Origin of the sequence: Burkholderia sp. USMB20 (assembly GCF_000949135.2) — a bacterium.
Classification (GTDB): domain Bacteria; phylum Pseudomonadota; class Gammaproteobacteria; order Burkholderiales; family Burkholderiaceae; genus Burkholderia.
Window position 1 is genome coordinate 1 of record NZ_JTAN02000008.1, and the last position, 12,721, is coordinate 12,721.

At 68.0% G+C, this 12,721-nt stretch carries 14 protein-coding genes; 3 read left to right on the plus strand and 11 right to left on the minus strand.

Going from position 1 to position 12,721, the window contains the following annotated elements:
* The 6 genes from gspL to gspG all read right to left on the minus strand — a co-directional run.
* Positions 1 to 602: type II secretion system protein GspL (gene gspL, locus PL79_RS10560; RefSeq protein ID WP_235879250.1), on the minus strand; the 602-nt coding region annotated here is incomplete at its 3' end.
* Positions 603 to 626: 24 nt separating this feature from the next.
* Complete coding sequence (gspK, locus tag PL79_RS10565; protein ID WP_044845247.1) at positions 627 to 1,739, minus strand: type II secretion system minor pseudopilin GspK; 1,113 nt, start codon at positions 1,737 to 1,739, stop codon at positions 627 to 629.
* 2 nt (positions 1,740 to 1,741) lie between these two features.
* A complete protein-coding gene (locus tag PL79_RS10570) occupies positions 1,742 to 2,446 on the minus strand; it encodes a PulJ/GspJ family protein (protein ID WP_082088526.1) in 705 nt (234 codons plus the stop codon).
* Positions 2,424 to 2,903: a type II secretion system minor pseudopilin GspI gene (gspI, locus tag PL79_RS10575; RefSeq protein WP_374692776.1), complete on the minus strand. Its 480-nt coding sequence runs from the start codon at positions 2,901 to 2,903 to the stop codon at positions 2,424 to 2,426. The genes PL79_RS10570 and gspI overlap by 23 nt, the downstream gene beginning before the upstream one ends.
* Positions 2,904 to 2,905: 2 nt before the next feature.
* Positions 2,906 to 3,448, minus strand: coding sequence for a GspH/FimT family pseudopilin (locus PL79_RS10580; RefSeq protein WP_044845207.1), 543 nt, complete (start codon positions 3,446 to 3,448; stop codon positions 2,906 to 2,908).
* 42 nt (positions 3,449 to 3,490) lie between these two features.
* The gene (gspG, locus tag PL79_RS10585; RefSeq protein ID WP_027783126.1) at positions 3,491 to 3,943 is read right to left on the minus strand and encodes a type II secretion system major pseudopilin GspG; all 453 of its coding nucleotides are present in this window, start codon (positions 3,941 to 3,943) and stop codon (positions 3,491 to 3,493) included.
* Between the two features lie 177 nt (positions 3,944 to 4,120).
* On the opposite strand from gspG, the gene PL79_RS10590 reads away from it, so the two are divergent.
* Positions 4,121 to 4,531: a hypothetical protein gene (locus tag PL79_RS10590; RefSeq protein WP_044845208.1), complete on the plus strand. Its 411-nt coding sequence runs from the start codon at positions 4,121 to 4,123 to the stop codon at positions 4,529 to 4,531.
* 30 nt (positions 4,532 to 4,561) lie between these two features.
* On the opposite strand, the gene gspF is transcribed toward PL79_RS10590, so the two are convergent.
* The 3 genes from gspF to gspD are packed head-to-tail and all read right to left on the minus strand — an operon-like array spanning position 4,562 to position 9,622.
* On the minus strand, positions 4,562 to 5,779 hold the full coding sequence (gene gspF / locus PL79_RS10595) for a type II secretion system inner membrane protein GspF (protein WP_044845209.1): 1,218 nt from the start codon (positions 5,777 to 5,779) through the stop codon (positions 4,562 to 4,564).
* 4 nt (positions 5,780 to 5,783) lie between these two features.
* Positions 5,784 to 7,283, minus strand: coding sequence for a type II secretion system ATPase GspE (gspE, locus tag PL79_RS10600; protein WP_044845210.1), 1,500 nt, complete (start codon positions 7,281 to 7,283; stop codon positions 5,784 to 5,786).
* Complete coding sequence (gspD, locus tag PL79_RS10605) at positions 7,280 to 9,622, minus strand: type II secretion system secretin GspD (RefSeq protein ID WP_044845211.1); 2,343 nt, start codon at positions 9,620 to 9,622, stop codon at positions 7,280 to 7,282. The genes gspE and gspD overlap by 4 nt, the downstream gene beginning before the upstream one ends.
* 368 nt (positions 9,623 to 9,990) lie before the next feature.
* On the opposite strand from gspD, the gene PL79_RS10610 reads away from it, so the two are divergent.
* Both PL79_RS10610 and PL79_RS10615 read left to right on the plus strand, forming a co-directional pair.
* Positions 9,991 to 10,440, plus strand: coding sequence for a lytic transglycosylase domain-containing protein (locus PL79_RS10610; RefSeq protein WP_044845212.1), 450 nt, complete (start codon positions 9,991 to 9,993; stop codon positions 10,438 to 10,440).
* Between the two features lie 172 nt (positions 10,441 to 10,612).
* Complete coding sequence (locus PL79_RS10615; protein WP_044845213.1) at positions 10,613 to 11,926, plus strand: GTP-binding protein; 1,314 nt, start codon at positions 10,613 to 10,615, stop codon at positions 11,924 to 11,926.
* A gap of 134 nt (positions 11,927 to 12,060) precedes the next feature.
* On the opposite strand, the gene PL79_RS10620 is transcribed toward PL79_RS10615, so the two are convergent.
* Both PL79_RS10620 and PL79_RS10625 read right to left on the minus strand, forming a co-directional pair.
* Entirely contained in the window at positions 12,061 to 12,339 is a 279-nt protein-coding gene (locus PL79_RS10620) for an HU family DNA-binding protein (protein WP_006401505.1), read from the minus strand.
* A gap of 13 nt (positions 12,340 to 12,352) precedes the next feature.
* On the minus strand, positions 12,353 to 12,715 hold the full coding sequence (locus tag PL79_RS10625) for a hypothetical protein (RefSeq protein ID WP_135801032.1): 363 nt from the start codon (positions 12,713 to 12,715) through the stop codon (positions 12,353 to 12,355).
* Between the last annotated feature and the right edge of the window lie 6 nt (positions 12,716 to 12,721).

Sequence of the window (12,721 nt, forward strand, 5' to 3'; positions counted from 1 at the left end):
TGGGTGTGACGCAGCGCGCCCGCGCGCGCCGTCGTGAGGCCGAGCACCGCGGCGACCGCGGTCGGGCGCGCAGGCGGCTCGACCGCATCCGTGAGCGCGTCGGCTTGGGTGGCCTCACCGTCGGCATGCGCATCCGGTGCAGCTTCCGCCGCCGGCGCGCGCGGTGCGGGCAGGCAGCGCGTCGCGGGCACCGCGCTCAGGTGCCGGTGGCCGGCCGCGGTGAAGGCATCACAGATCGCGCGGAACCACGCGCGGTCGACGACGGCCAGCACGCGGCGGCCGTCGGGCAGCGCGACCGGATCGAGCGCGACATGGCAGCCGAGCGGATCCTGGATCAGCTGATCCTCGACGATGTTCGGGAGCGCCTGGCGCAGCTTCGGCCCCTTGAGCGGCGGCACGGTCGCGGCCAGCAGCAGCACGTCGCGCGCGGCGACGATCAGCACCGTCGCGTTCGCGCGCGGCAGCAGCGCGAGCGCGGCGCGGCCCGCGCGCTGCACCTGGCCGGCCTTGTCCATGAGCGTGAACGGCAGCTCGGGCCACTGCCATTCCTGCAACGGCACGGCCGGCTCGCGCGGCGGCAAAGAAACAATCAGCGTGCTCAAGAGCTCCTCTCCCGGATGGCGTCGTTATAGCTGGTCGCGGATGCGCACGACCCGCGTCGAGTGCGTGGTCGGATCACGATACACGAGCGAGGTGCGATCGACCTCCGCGCGATCGTGCTGAATCCGGCCATGCACGATGAAGTAACTCGAATTGACGTCGACGAGGCTCGAGTCGATCGTCACGTTCGGCGCGCCGGCACCGCGCAGCGCGAGCTGCACGTCGCCGACGTTGCGGAAAAACACGGTCTCGCGCCGCGCTACGAGCGCCTGCGCGGACGACACGCTCATCCCCGGCATCAGCGCCGCGATCACCTCGGCCGGCGCGGTGTTCATGTTCACCGGCGTCGTGGTCGGCAGCACGGTGACGAACGGGCGCAGCCGCGCGATCATTTCGGGCGTGACGCCGTCGACGTCGAGCAGGCTGTCGACGCCGGTCATCACGAGCGGCGCGGGCCCGCGGTCGCCGTCGGACATCCCCGGCTCGTCGGTGAAGTTGCCGGCCGTGTCGCCGCCGGGCACCGGCGCGGTCGCGGCCGTTCCGGCGCCGGGCAGCGTCGGCGTCTGGAAACGCGTCGCCGAGTGCATCAGGCCCGCGCGCATCTGCAGCGCGATCCGCTTCGCGAGCGCGCCGTCGTAACCGAGCGTCGTCAACAGCCGCTGGAACGCCTGGAGCTGCATTGCGTTGAGCTGCAGCACACCGGGCGCCGGTGACGACACGAGGTTGCGCAGGTTGTACTTCGCCTGCGCGTCCTCGATCGATCCGGAGATGTAGGTGTCTTCGCCGCCGTTGTCGTTCGGCGCGCCGATCCGGCCGAGGAAATCCGACAGCTTCGTCTGCGCGATCGGCACGGCCCAGATCCCGCCGAGATAGGTGATGCCGGGCGCCGTGTCGCCTTCGGAGCGCAGGATCATGCGCGTCCAGTCGAGCGCGCCGCGCGCGACCCACTGCGCCTGCGCGATCACGCGCTGGTTCTCGATGCGGCGAATCTGCACCTGCTGGCGCCACAGCATCCCCGACACGAGGATCGCCGACAGCGCGACGACGAGCAGCGCGGTGATGATCGCCGCGCCGCGCTCGCGGCGGCCGCGTACGGCGCCACGCGCGGCGAACCGGGTACGGTGAGGGCGCGCGCGCATCGTCATTCCCCGACGAGGAAGATGCGCGTGACGGGCACGCGCAGCGACGTCGCGCCGATGCTGACCTGCAGCCCCGTCACGGCCCGCGCCGGCGGCGCGTTGCCGATCTGCGGCACCTTCAGCGCATCGTTGTTCTGCGTGAGCGCGTCGTTGGCCGTCTGCAGGTTGGTGGTCCAGCCGACGCGCGGCACGTACAGCTTCGCGTCGATCGCACCGACGCCGCTCATCAGCGCGACCCAGCTCCAGCCGTCGACGCTGCTGTCCTTCAGCACGTCGCGCAGGCGGTTCGCGCCGTCGAGCGGCGGCGATGCATAGCGCACGACGCGCCCGCCGGCGATCCGGTAGCGGACCACCTGCAGCCGCGGCGCGGCGCCCGGCACGTCGAGCTCGCGGACGATCTGCAGCGTGTTGCCGGCGACGCCGATCGCCGGCTGGCCGGCTTCGTCGTCGGTCGCGGCGAGCCGCGCGTCGATGCGCATCTGGTCGAACATCTGCGCGAACACGCGCTCGTCTTCCATCGCGGCCGCGACCTTGTCGCGGCCGCGCATGATCTGGTCGAGCCCGCGCCACGACAGGATCGCGACCACCGCGAGGATCGCGATCGCGATCATCAGTTCGATCAGCGTGAAGCCGCGTACGCGGCGCGAGCCGGCGGCGCGCAGGGGCCGGCGCGGCATCGGCGCGTCAGAGCGGACGGCTGGTTTCATTCGCGACCACCGTCACCATTTGCGCGAGCACGCCGGCGCGCCCCGGCATGCTCACCGACATCTGCACGCGCCGGAACACCGGGTTCGGCGTCGTGCTCACGCGCTGCGTGCAGACCAGCTGCAGGTTGCCCTGCGAACAGTCGAAGCTCTGTTCGCCGACCTCCGGCCACGCATGCGTGAGGCGCAGTTGCGCGAGCGCGTTGTCGGCACTCCAGCCGGCGAGCAGCCGGCGGTGGAGATCGGATGCATTGGTCGCCATCGTGCCGACCGCGCGGATCGACGCGGCGAGCGCGACCGCGATGATCGCGAGCGCGACCAGCACCTCGATCATCGTGAAGCCGCGCGCCCCGACGAGGCCGGCCGCGGGCCGGTCTCCGGAGGAAGCACGCCTGGGGTGCCCCGAAGGGAGTCCCCGTGGGGGGCGGGAAGCGGCCGGAAAGGGCAGGCGACGACGCATCGTCATTGCACCTCGTAGCGGCCGTTGCCGGTGCCGACGATCGTCGCGCTGCCGACCGCCGAATGCAGCGTCACGCGCACCGGCGTGTCGATGCTTTCCGTGCCGAACACGACGCGGCTCGCGCGCGTGTCGGCCCCGGGATAGTCGATATCGGCGCCCGTGACGCCGCCGTCCCAGTCGCGCGGGCGCAGCACGTCGTCGCGCAGCGTGTGCCAGCCGTCGGGCGAGCTCACGTCGAAGCGGAAACCGTGCGCGGTCGGCTGCCACGCGATCGGGCGCGCGCGCACCTGTGCTTCGTCGCCGGCCGTCTCGAACAGCAGCGCGATGCGCTGCGCTTCCTCGCGCAGGTCGGTGCGCGGATTGCGCGTCAGCGACAGCGACGCGAGCGACACCAGCAGGCCCGCGATCACGAGCACGACGAGCATCTCGAGCAGCGTGAAGCCGCGTGCGCGTGCCACGGTCACGGCCGCGCCGCGCCGCACGCGGCCGTCGCGGGCATCGCGGCGAGCGCGAGCGGAGTGCAAGGGCGTGCGAGGGGCGGGCATGGAGTGAAGAACGGGGAGAACGTCGGGACGGTCAGCGCAGGCTTACTGCCACGAACCGATGTCGGAATCGTTGCTCTCGCCGCCTTCCTTGCCGTCGGCGCCGTAGCTGAACACGTCGATCTCGCCGTGCACGCCCGGGTTCAGGTACTTGTACCCGTTGCCCCACGGATCGTTCGGCAGGCGCTCGAGATAGCCGCCGTCCTTCCAGTTGTTCGGGATCGGATCGGTGGTCGGCTTCTGGATCAGCGCGTTCAGGCCCTGTTCCTGGGTCGGATAGCGGCCGTTGTCGAGCCGGTACAGCTTGAGCGCCTGCATGATCGTGCCGATGTCCTGCTTCGCGGCGATACGGCGCGCCTCGTCGGGACGGCTCATGATCTTCGGCACGATCAGTGCCGCCAGGATCCCGAGGATCGCGACCACCACCATGATCTCGATCAGCGTGAAACCGCGCTGACGGCGCACGGCCGCATTACGGCGAGTGATCCACGTTTGCATGACTGACTACCTCTTCCAAAAAATGTCGTCGATTAAGTGACGCACCCGGCGCATTCCGGACGTTTGCCTGACGGCCAGCTTCCGTTTCCCCCGGGCGCGGAGCACGCATTGTAAGGCGCGCACTGCCGAGGGCTTTCACCCAACGCAAATTTCATATACATCCGTACAATAGCGCGCATGAACGCGCTCTCGATCCGGATCCTCTCCCTAGCCCTCTTCGCGGGTTTGTGCGCGACGGCCACCTACTGGGTCGTCACGCTGTCGGCCCGCGAAGCGCCGCTGCCCGCCGCCGCCGCGCGGTTGCCGATCCGCACCGAGGACGCCGCCGCGCTCTTCGGCGGCCAGCTCGACAAGAATCCCGTGCAGGACATCCACCTGTTCGGCATTCTCGCGCTCGATCATGGCGGCGCCGCGATCGTCGGCATCGGCGGCGAGCCGCCGCGCGCCGTGTCGCTCGGCGCGGAGCTCGCGCCCGGAGCGAAGCTCGCCGAAGTGCGCAACCGCTCGATCATCGTCGACCGCAACGGCGCGCGCGCCGAAGTCCAGCTCCCCGCGAACACGCCGTCCCCCGCGATCTACATGCGTTGAACGGCGGCGGCCTGACCGGCGGTCGGGCCGTCACTGCACCATGTTGTTCAGCTCGATGATCGGCAGCATCACGGCCAGCACGATCACGAGCACGATCCCGCCCATCGCCAGGATCAACAGCGGCTCGAGCAGGCTCGTCAGGAACATCGTGCGGCGCTCGAGCTCGCGCGCTTCACCTTCCGCCGCGCGATCCAGCATCGTCGTCACGTCGCCCGTCGCTTCGCCCGAACGGATCAGGTGCACGAGCACCGGCGGAAACGTCTTCACGTTGTTCAGCGCGCGCGACAGCGCGGAGCCTTCGCGCACGCGCACGATCGCGTCGTCGATGTTCGCGCGCATCGCGCGGTTCGACAGCGTCTCGCCGGCGGCCTGCAGCGCGCGCAGGATCGGCACGCCGGCCGCGGTCAGGATGCCGAGCGTGCTCGCGAAGCGCACCGTGTTGTAGCCCCGCACGAGCTTGCCCGCGAGCGGCGCGGTCAGCACCCAGCGGTCGAACGCGAGCCTGGGCCCGTCGCGCGACAGCGTCGCCTTCACCACCCACACGACGAGCGCGACCGCGATCAGGATCGCCCACCACCAGTGCCGCACGAAATCCGACAGCGCCATCATCACGACCGTGAGGATCGGCAACTGCTGCTTCGTGCTCGCGAACACGTTGACGACCTGCGGCACGACGTAGCTCAGCAGGAACGTGACGATGCCGAACGCGATCAGCGTGACGATCCCCGGATACGTGAACGCGAGCAGGATCTTCTGCTTCAGCGCGTTGCTCTGTTCGATGTAGTCGGCCAGGCGCGACAGCACGATGCCGAGCTTGCCGGTGTGCTCGCCCGCCGCGACCAGCGCGCGGTAGATTTCGGGGAAATCGCGCGGATGCTGGCCCAGCGCATTCGCGAGCGAGTGGCCGCCGAGCACTTCCGCGCGGATCGAGGCCATCAATTCGCGGATGTAGTCGCGCTCGGCCTGCTCGGTGAGCACGCCGAGCGCCTCGTCGAGCGGCAGCCCCGCGATCAGCAGGCTCGCGAGCTGGCGCGTGAGGATCGCCTGCTCGCGCTGCGACAGCTTGCGGCCGAACGCGAGGCGCTGCGAGCGCGCGCCGCGGCTCGCGCTGGCGGCCGGCTCGACCACCAGCGGCGTGAGCCCCTGCGTGCGCAGCTGGCCGCGCGCGGCGCGCGCGCTGTCGGCATCGATCACGCCCTTCTGCGCGCGCCCGGCCGCATCGATTGCTTCGAAACGGAATGCCGACATCGCGCTATGCGCCTCCCGTCACGCGCAGCACTTCCTCGAGCGACGTCGCACCGGCCGCGAGCCAGCGCTCGGCGTCGTCGCGCAGCGTGCGCATCCCTTCCGCGCGGCCCGCGGCGAGAATCTCCGCATCGGCCGCGTTGCGGTGGATCAGCGTGCGGATCGAATCATCGACCACCAGCAGTTCGTATACGCCGCGCCGGCCCGCGTAGCCCGAATGCCCGCACTTGTCGCAGCCGACCGGATGCCACACGGTGCGGCCTTCCTCCTGCCGCTCTTCCTTGCAGACCGGGCACAGCTGCCGCACCAGGCGCTGCGCGAGCACGCCGAGCAGCGACGACGCGAGCAGGTACGGCTCGACGCCCATGTCGGTCAGGCGCGTGACGGCGGACGCCGCATCGTTGGTGTGCAGCGTCGCGAGCACGAGGTGGCCCGTGAGCGACGCCTGCACCGCGATCTGCGCGGTTTCGAGGTCGCGGATTTCGCCGATCATGATCACGTCCGGGTCCTGGCGCAGGATCGAACGCAGCGCGCGGGCGAAGGTCATCCCGATCCGCTCGTTCACCTGCGTCTGGCCGATGCCGGACAGGTCGTATTCGATCGGATCCTCGACGGTCATGATGTTGGTCGTCGCCGTTTCGAGCCGCGACATCGACGCATACAGCGTCGTCGTCTTGCCCGAACCGGTCGGGCCCGTCACCAGCACGATCCCGTGCGGGCGGCCGATCAGCTTGTCGAACTGGACGAGCGTGTCGCGGCCCATCCCGAGCGCTTCGAGGTTCAGGCGCTGCGCGTCCTTTTCCAGCAGACGCAGCACCGCGCGCTCGCCGTGCCCGGTCGGCAGCGTCGATACGCGCACGTCGACCGGCCGGCCGCCGACGCGCAGCGTGATGCGGCCGTCCTGCGGCAGGCGTTTCTCGGCGATGTCGAGCTGCGCCATGATCTTGATCCGCGAGATCAGCGCGCCGTGCAGCGCCTTCTTCGGGCGCACGACGTCGCGCAGCGTGCCGTCGACGCGGAACCGCACGACCGAGGCATTCTCGAACGGCTCGATGTGAATGTCCGACGCCTGTTCGCGCGCCGCTTGCGTGAGCAGCGCGTTGATCATCCGGATGATCGGCGCATCGTCTTCCGATTCGAGCAGATCCTCGACTTCGGGGATGTCCTGCATCAGCCGCGACAGGTCGACTTCGCCTTCGACCTCGCCGACGATCTGCGCCGCGCTGCCGTCCTGGCGCGCGTAGGCCTGGTTGATCGCCTGCGCGAGCTCGTCGGCCGGCACGCGATGCACGGAGATCGAGCCGAAGTTGCGCGCGATTTCGGCGAGCGCCGCATCGTTCGTGCGTTCGCTGATCCACACCTCGAGCGTGTCGTCGAGCTGGTGCGCGATCAGCACCTGGCCGCTCTTCGCGAAGCCGTACGGCAACAGGCGCGCGGCGAGCGGCGACGGCGGCTGCCGTTCGCCGGGCGTGCCGTCGTGAGCGGAGGACGCGCGCACGTCGCTCACTGCGAGGCTCCCGGCGTGGCGGTCAGCGGCTGTTGCGGCACGGCCTGCTGCGGTACGCTCCGCGGCTGCGCGGGCGTTGCCTCCGGCAGCGGCTGGGCCGGCACCGGCGCCACCTGGCGTTGCAGCTGCTGACGGCGCATCTTGTCGAGATCGAACAGGTTCCCGGCCGGCGTGCCGCCCTGGCTCGGGCCGAGCGGCATCGGCGGGACGATCGGATCGTCCTTGTCGCGGATCACGTTGTTGTCCGACTTGTACGCGCCCGTCACGCCCTGGATGTAGTCGTAACGGTTGGCCGTGACTTCCTGCGCGGTGCCGCGATCGGAAATGATCACGGGGCGCAGGAACACCATCAGGTTGGTTTTCGCGCGCACCTTCGATTCCGAACGGAACAGCTGGCCGATCCACGGAATGTCGCCGAGCAGCGGGACCTTGCTGTTCGATACCTGATAGTTGTCCTGCATCAAGCCGCCGAGCACGATGATCTCGCCGTTGTCGGCCAGGATCGTCGACTGGATCGACCGTTTCGTGAAGGTCGGGCCGGTCTGCGCGCTGGTCGTGCCGGCGACGACCGCCGAATCCTCTGTATAGAGCTGCAGCTTCAGGATCCCGCCGTCGGTGATCTGCGGCTTCACGTGCAGCGTCAGGCCGACGTCGCGACGGTCGTAGGTGTTGAACGCGTTGCTCGTCGTGCCGCTCGTCAGGTTCGAATACGAGCCGGTTGCAATCGGCACGTTCTGGCCGACCACGATCTTCGCTTCCTCGTTGTCGAGCGTGATCAGGTTCGGCGTCGACAGCACGTTCGCGTCGCTCACGCCCGCAAAGTATTGCAGCAGCGCGCCGAGCCCCTGCACGCCGAACATGTTGTGCAGCCAGCCGATGTTGAGCCCCTGGGACAGCTGCCCGAGGTTGGAGGCCAGCCCGCCTCCGGTGATCCCGCCGGCCGCGTTGGCCACACCGCCGGCCGTCAGGTTGATGATGCTGTTGCCGAGGCCCAGCCCGGGGTTCAGGTTCGTGCCGCCGAGAAACTGGCCGCTCGCCACCTGCCACTGGATGCCGAGGTTGCCCTGCGTCGTCGAGTTCAGCTCGACGATCAGCGCTTCGATATAGACCTGCGCGCGCCGTGCGTCGAGCTGGTCGATCACCGAGCGCAGGTTGCGGTAGACCGGGTCGGACGCGGTGATGATCAGCGAGTTGGTGGCCGAGTCGGCCTGGATCATCCCGCCCGGCTGGTTGTCGTCGCCCTTTTCCTTGTCGCCGCCGAGCAGGCCGCCCGTGCCGAGGCCGCCGCCAGACGAGCCGCTGCCGCCGTAGGCCGACGAAGAAGACGAACCTCCGAGGCCGCCCGACGGCAGCGGCGGGGTACCCGACGTGCCGGTCGAGAAGTTGCCGCTCTGCGACGAGCCGCCGCCCTGGTTGAAGCTGTTCGCGTCGTTGGACGACGCCGACGAACCGCTGTCGCCGCTGCTCTTGCCGAGCATCCCGCGCAGCGTCTTCGCGAGCTTCACCGCGTCGGCGTTGCGCAGCGGCACGACGTGCATGTTGCCGGGCACCGCGCTCGGCGCGTCGAGCTGCTGCACGAGGCGCTTCGCGGCCGCGAGGCGCGACGCGCTCGACGCGCGCAGCATCAGCGAGTTGGTGCGCGGGTCGGCCGTGACCGACACCTTCAGCGTCGCGTCGCTGTTGCCGATCGCGCCCGGGTCGAGCATCTTCTGCAGCTGCGCGGCGAGGTCGATCGCGTTCGCATTGCGCAGCGGCACGACCTGGACCTGCGCGCCCGCGGCGCTGTCGACGCCCGAGATGATCTGCGCGATGCGGCGCACGTTGTCCGCGTAGTCGGTGACGACGATCGTGTTGTTCGCCGGGTAGGCGGTGACCGTGTTGTTCGGCGAGATCAGCGGCCGCAGCACCGGCAGCAGGTTGTTCGCCGATTCGTTGCGCAGCTCGAACACCTGCGTGATGACCTGGTCGCCGCGCGCCTGCGGCGCATTGCCGACATAGGTCGGCACGCCCTGCAGCTTCGCGTCGGCTTCCGGCACGACCTTCAGCACCCCGTGATCCTGCACGAGCGCGAAGCCCTGCATGCGCAGCGCCGACTGCAGCGTCTTCAGCGCCTGGTCTTCCGGCACCGGACGTTCGGCCACGAGATTGAGCTGCCCCTTCACGCGGGGGTCGACGATGATGGTCTTGCCGGTTGCGGCACCGATCGCCTTGGCGACCTGGTCGATGTCCGCATTCACGAAATTGAGCGTGACCTGAGCGTAGGCGGCCTGCGAAACGATGATGCCGGCGACGATCAGGGTCGTCGCGATGCGCCGCATAACGAAGCGATTTCTTGTCATGGATGAATGGGTCGATGCCGGCTCAGGCCACTTCCGGCGGTAGTGCTGGGATCCAGGTCCGAAAGAGGCGACATTAGCAGCTTTTCATGTCCGGAATATCACATTGAGCCGAGGACTGTCTCACATACGACATGTATCCGGCGCACCGTATGCAATATGTAAGATTTCGGCGCCGACCCGGGCTGCCGTCCATCGCCGTCGTTTTTGCGATGAATCGACACGAAAATGCGGTATAAACGGGCAGCCGTCGTTCGCATGTCGCCACGTGACGGACTCTCGGTATGATACGGGCGGCACGTTTCCAGTCGCACGAATAACGGACACGGGTTTTCCCGATCCTTGCGCCCATTTCTTTCGTTTTCCGCACCATGAACAGACGGTTCGCTTCGATCGCGTTGATCGCCGCCGGCGTGTGGTTCGCCTGCGGAAGCGCACGCGCGGATTGTTTCGACGAGGCCGCCCGCTACCAGAAGGTCAATCCGCTGATCCTGCGCGCGATCGCGTGGCAGGAGTCGCACAACCGGCCCGACGCGCTGAACAAGAATACGAACGGCTCGGTCGACTACGGCCTGATGCAGATCAATTCGATCCACCTGCCGGCGCTGTCGCGCTACGGCATCGGCCGCGACACGCTGATGCAGCCGTGCAAGAACGTCTACATCGCCGCTTGGCACCTGCGCCAGAAGATGAATCGCTACGGCAACACATGGCAGGCCGTCGGCGCCTATCATTCGGAAACGCCGTCGCTGCGCGACAAGTATGCGCGGCAGATCGCCGGGATCCTGACGCAGTGGAAGCTGATGCCGCCCGAGCAGTGACGCCGCGCCGCGGCGCTTGCCGACGCCGTGCCGCTCGGCCGGCGCGCGTTTGATGCACAATGCGGATCTCACGCCGCGGTTTCGACCGGCCCGGGCGACCGGCTCCGGGCCGATCGCGCCCCGCCAGGACGCCGCGGCCGCTTTTCCCTCTTTTCCGTTGGTGCAAATCGTTATGAATCCGGCAATGAACCAGCCGTTGCCCGTCACCGTGCTGTCCGGTTTCCTCGGCGCCGGCAAGACCACGCTGCTCAATCACATCCTCGCGAACCGCGCGGGCCTGAAAGTCGCCGTGATCGTCAACGATCTCGCGGCGGTCAACATCGACGCGTCGCTCGTACGCGATGCGCAGGCGTTGTCGCATGTCGAGGAACGCCTGGTCGAGATGTCGAACGGCTGCATCTGCTGCACGCTGCGCGACGACCTGCTCGTCGAGATCCGCAATCTCGCGGCGGATGGCCGCTTCGACGCGATCGTGATCGAATCGACCGGCATCGCGGAGCCGATGCCGATCGCCGAAACCTTCACGTTCGTCGACGACGACGGCGCATCGCTGTCGAACGTCGCGCGGCTCGACACGCTCGTCACCGTGGTCGACGCCTACAATTTCCTGCGCGACTACGGTTCCGACGACGCGCTCGCGACGCGCGGCATCGCCGCATCGGACGAAGACGATCGCACGCTCGTCGAGCTGCTGATCGAGCAGATCGAATTCTGCGACGTGCTCGTGATCAACAAGACCGACCTCGTCGGCGCGGAAGAACTCGCGCGTCTGCAGCACATCCTCGCGCGGCTCAACCCGCGCGCGCACCAGGTCGTGTCGACGTTCGGCAACGTGCCGCTCGAGGAAGTGCTGAACACCGGCCGCTTCGATTTCGACGAGGCCGCGAACGCGCCGGGCTGGCTCGCGTCGCTCGATCACGATCACACGCATTGCGACGATCCCGAGTGCCACGATCCGCATCATGCGCACGTGCATGGCGAAGCCGACGAATTCGGCATCGGCAATTTTGTTTACCGCGCGCGCCGGCCGTTTCATCCGGCACGGCTCTGGGCGCTGCTGCATCAGGAATGGCCGGGCGTACTGCGCAGCAAGGGCTTCTTCTGGCTCGCGACGCGCAACGACATCGCGGGCTCGCTGTCGCAGGCGGGTGGCGTATGCCGGCATGGCCCGGCGGGCCTCTGGTGGGCCGCGCAGGATCGCGCGGAATGGCCGGACGACGACGAGTTGCTCGCCGAAATTCGCACGGAGTGGCAGGGCGACCTCGACGACCGCTCGGTCGGCGATCGCCGTCAGGAACTGGTGCTGATCGGCATCGCGCTCGATGCCGACGCATGGCGCGCGAAACTCGACGCATGCCTGCTCACCGATGCGGAATTCGCGCTCGGTGCGGCGCAATGGAGCGCGTTCGACGATCCGTTTCCGGTGTGGGATGTCGATGCGCACGACGACGACGATCCCGGCGATACGCAGATCGTGCACGCGTAATACTCGGTAAAAACGGCCTGCGAAAGGCAACCGTTAAATCTTGCAAGAGTGGCGCGAACTGTGGCGAAAATGCCGCGCGCGCCCAACAAAAAACCCGCCGAACGGCGGGTTTTTTTCCTGGAACAGGCGCTGGATTAACGCTTGTTGACGGCGTCCTTGAACGCCTTGCCAGCCGTGAACTTGACCGTCTTGGCTGCCGGGATCTTGATGGTTTCGCCGGTCTTCGGGTTGCGGCCCGTACGTGCTGCGCGCTTGCCCGAACCGAAGCTGCCGAAGCCGATCAGCTGAACCGCATCACCCTTCGACACGGCCTTCTTGATGACTTCGAGCAGCGTGTCCAGCGTTTCGCCGGTTTGAGCCTTGCTGGCGCCCGTTTGGGCGGCGACGGCGTCGATCAGTTCCTGTTTGTTCATTAAGGTTCCTTTTTCAGGTTAGGTTTGACACGAACAGCGCGAACGCGCCGATTATACGTGCGCGAACCGTGCCGTCGAGAGTCAGACTTCGACGGCACAGCGCCGAATCCTGGCCCGCGCGACGTGCCGTCCGGTTTGCCGGAAGGCCACCCCGCGGTACGGCGTTGCTATGATAGCGCAGCGCAAACCCAATAACGACAAGGGTTTCAAAGATTTTCATCGGTATTTCGCCGAATGAATCGTCGATTGCCCGTTTTTTGACCCGCGCCAACCGGACGGGATACGCAGCCGGGTCCGCCGCCGCGCAACGCCGTTGGTTTTTGCCAACGACCCGCCGGACGCCTCCGCGCAATCCCTTGCCAGGCTTGGCTGCCACGTTTTT

What these genes read in the sequence shown, in the direction of transcription:
- gspK (WP_044845247.1), bottom strand. Translation starts at nt 1,739, where the DNA reads ATGCGCGCGCGCCCTCACCGTACCCGGTTCGCCGCGCGTGGCGCCGTA.
- PL79_RS10570 (WP_082088526.1), bottom strand. Translation starts at nt 2,446, where the DNA reads ATGAAACCAGCCGTCCGCTCTGACGCGCCGATGCCGCGCCGGCCCCTG.
- gspI (WP_374692776.1), bottom strand. Translation starts at nt 2,903, where the DNA reads ATGCGTCGTCGCCTGCCCTTTCCGGCCGCTTCCCGCCCCCCACGGGGA.
- PL79_RS10580 (WP_044845207.1), bottom strand. Translation starts at nt 3,448, where the DNA reads ATGCCCGCCCCTCGCACGCCCTTGCACTCCGCTCGCGCTCGCCGCGAT.
- gspG (WP_027783126.1), bottom strand. Translation starts at nt 3,943, where the DNA reads ATGCAAACGTGGATCACTCGCCGTAATGCGGCCGTGCGCCGTCAGCGC.
- PL79_RS10590 (WP_044845208.1), top strand. Translation starts at nt 4,121, where the DNA reads ATGAACGCGCTCTCGATCCGGATCCTCTCCCTAGCCCTCTTCGCGGGT.
- gspF (WP_044845209.1), bottom strand. Translation starts at nt 5,779, where the DNA reads ATGTCGGCATTCCGTTTCGAAGCAATCGATGCGGCCGGGCGCGCGCAG.
- gspD (WP_044845211.1), bottom strand. Translation starts at nt 9,622, where the DNA reads ATGACAAGAAATCGCTTCGTTATGCGGCGCATCGCGACGACCCTGATC.
- PL79_RS10610 (WP_044845212.1), top strand. Translation starts at nt 9,991, where the DNA reads ATGAACAGACGGTTCGCTTCGATCGCGTTGATCGCCGCCGGCGTGTGG.
- PL79_RS10615 (WP_044845213.1), top strand. Translation starts at nt 10,613, where the DNA reads ATGAATCCGGCAATGAACCAGCCGTTGCCCGTCACCGTGCTGTCCGGT.
- PL79_RS10620 (WP_006401505.1), bottom strand. Translation starts at nt 12,339, where the DNA reads ATGAACAAACAGGAACTGATCGACGCCGTCGCCGCCCAAACGGGCGCC.